Origin of the sequence: Parendozoicomonas verongulae, from assembly GCF_009711465.1 — a bacterium.
GTDB classification, from domain to species: domain Bacteria; phylum Pseudomonadota; class Gammaproteobacteria; order Pseudomonadales; family Endozoicomonadaceae; genus Sansalvadorimonas; species Sansalvadorimonas verongulae.
In genome coordinates, this window is the sequence record NZ_SMME01000643.1 from 1 (window position 1) to 2632 (window position 2632).

Here is a 2632-nt window from a genome sequence, read left to right on the forward strand (position 1 = left end):
CTCAACAGCTATTGCACTGTCTGGTGGGGTAGCGGTTGCTTCGGTTTCATCTGCAAGGGAAACGTTTAAGGGAAGCACAGCCTCAACAGCTATTGCACTGTCTGGTGGGGTTGCAGTTGCTTCGGTTTCATCTGCAGGGGGAACATTTGAGGGAGGCGCAGCCTCAACAGCCACTGCACTGTCTGGTGGGGTTGCAGTTGCTTCGGTTTCATCTGCAAGGGAAACATTTAAGGGAAGCACAGCCTCAACAGCCATTGCACTGGCTGGTGGGTTTGCAGTTGCTTCGGTTTCATCTGCCGGGGGAGTGTTTGGGGGAGGCGCAGCCTCAACAGCCATTGCACTGGCTGGTGGGTTTGCAGTTGCTTCGGTTTCATCTGCCGTGGCTGAGAGACTGAAGAGTGGCGATACAATAAGAAGTAATGCAGGGATAAAACGACTATGAACAGACATTATCCAAACCATCTGAGGTGACGATCAGCAGTAGACTACAAAGTAGGTGGTGATGGCGGATTTTGCTAAACCCTCCACCTATAAAAGTGAAGGGTCGACTTGATTAGCCTTTGAATAGATTTTCGTAAGCGTAGTTCGTCGCCTGAATAAAGCCGGGTACACTACCGCAATCAAACCGATGGCCCTTAAAGCGATAAGCCAGCACACAGCCCTGCCTGGCCTGGGTGAGAATAGCATCGGTGATCTGCACTTCGCCGTTCTTGCCGGGTGGTGTGTTTTCGAGAATATCGAAAATATCGGGAGTGAGGATATAGCGACCAATCACCGCCAGATTGCTTGGCGCATCTTCTCTGGCGGGCTTTTCTACCATATCGGTCACGCGAATAATGTCGTCACTGATGTTCTCGCCAGCAATCACACCATACTTGTGAATTTCATCTTCAGGCACTTCTTCTACGGCTACAATTGTGCAACGGAACTGGTTGAACAGCGTTGCCATCTGCGCCAGAACGCCCTGACCTTCCGGGTTAATACACAGGTCGTCGGCGAGGATCACACCAAAGGGGTTGTCGCCTATCAGAGTTTTACCGGTGAGGATGGCATGGCCAAGACCTTGCATCTGTTTTTGACGGGTATAACTGAAGTTGCAGGCCGCCATCAGCTCACGGATGCTGGACAGGCGCTGCTCTTTACCGCTGCCGGCAATTTCCTTTTCCAGCTCATAATTGATATCGAAGTGGTCTTCAATGGCTCGTTTGGTTCGACCGGTCACAAAGCCCATGTCCTGCACGCCTGCGTTCATAGCCTCTTCAACGGCATACTGAATGAGGGGCTTGTCGACGACAGGCATCATTTCCTTGGGCATGGATTTGGTAGCAGGCAGAAATCGGGTTCCGTATCCGGCCACAGGAAAGAGGCATTTATCAAGTATCACAACGTTGCTTCCTTGTCCGACTTGTTCAGCAGAAAGTGTTTGCACAATGGAGTGCCCGATATTATAAGCAGAATAAATGCCAGTTGCTTTCCAAATCTTCGAACTCTGTCAGATGATGTAGTTGAAGGAGTAACGCCCTATGGTAAAGGCGTTAAATCCAGATAAGGCTTGGCCACCTCGCAAACAATCCGATCAATCAGCTCCCGGAACCAGCGGTGAATACGGTTGTACTCCCAGTGATCTGGCCACGCCATGCAGAAATTCAGGTCAGGCGCCTGATTGGGCAGGGTTTTCATGGTCAGGCTGGTGCCTTTGGTCTGATACTTGAGATTGCTGGGAATCAGCGTCAGCAGCTGACTACCCTCCAGTGCACTGGTCATGGCTCCCAGATTCGGGAAGGAGTAGCGAATCTCCGGTTTGAGATTCAGTTCGTCCAGAAAATTTTTCACGGCCTGGCAGTTACTGAACCCGCCCATCACCTGTACGTAGGAGTAAGCACTCAAATCGTCCGGGGTGATTTGCTCCTTCTGAGCAAGAGGGTGATCGACATCCATCAGCAGGCCAAAGCCGAAGCTATTGGAATAGCTGTGATAATTCAGCATGGGCTCGGAGGCCTCCTGCATGGTACATACAGTAAGGCTGAACTCACCCTTTACCAGGCTATCCTGAACTTCTCCGCAGGCCATCTGGCAGTGCAGTTTGATATTGGGAGCCTGAGCGTGGAGGGCGCTCACAAGCCTGGGCATTACAAGATCCATCGCCATGGGGCCAAGAGCAATATTAAATGTACGTGTGCTGGTGGCTGGCGTTTCGTTATGGTTGTCCAGCAGGGTGACCACACTTTCCATTAACTGGCGCACAGGTCTCTGCAGGGCAATGGCCTTATCAGTAAGGATGGAGTGATTGCCCCGGCGAACCAGTAGCGGGTCATTAAAAAAATCCCGCAGCTGAGACAGCGCTTTACTCATGGTGGACTGAGCCACGCACATCAAACGGGCCGCTTTTGAAACGGAGGCCGTTACCAGCAGCATATCCAGATGAGGCAACAGGTTAAGGTTAACCCTGGAAAGCTGGGCGATATGATTCTGTTGTATTTCAAGGCTAGCCATACACGACAATGACCGCTTTTGTTTGATTTCGTTGAATTTTACAAATGGGGCAAGTGCGGGAATATGCGTACAAAGACGCATTATTACTATTCGAGTGGTGTGATATGTTGGCGGCAGTTACGTATTTATTGAAAAAAAA

The 2632-nt window shown here is 50.7% G+C and carries 3 protein-coding genes; all 3 read right to left on the bottom strand.

What is annotated here, in order from left to right:
• A partial coding sequence (locus tag E1189_RS02160) for a hypothetical protein (protein WP_230460035.1) occupies positions 1-450 on the bottom strand: 450 nt, incomplete at its 3' end.
• Positions 451-553: 103 nt separating this feature from the next.
• The gene (gene galU, locus E1189_RS02165) at positions 554-1381 is read right to left on the bottom strand and encodes a UTP--glucose-1-phosphate uridylyltransferase GalU (RefSeq protein WP_329601877.1); all 828 of its coding nucleotides are present in this window, start codon (positions 1379-1381) and stop codon (positions 554-556) included.
• 140 nt (positions 1382-1521) lie between these two features.
• Positions 1522-2493 (bottom strand): LysR family transcriptional regulator, encoded by a 972-nt coding sequence (locus tag E1189_RS02170; RefSeq protein ID WP_196221065.1) that lies wholly within the window; start codon positions 2491-2493, stop codon positions 1522-1524.
• Positions 2494-2632: the final 139 nt, after the last annotated feature.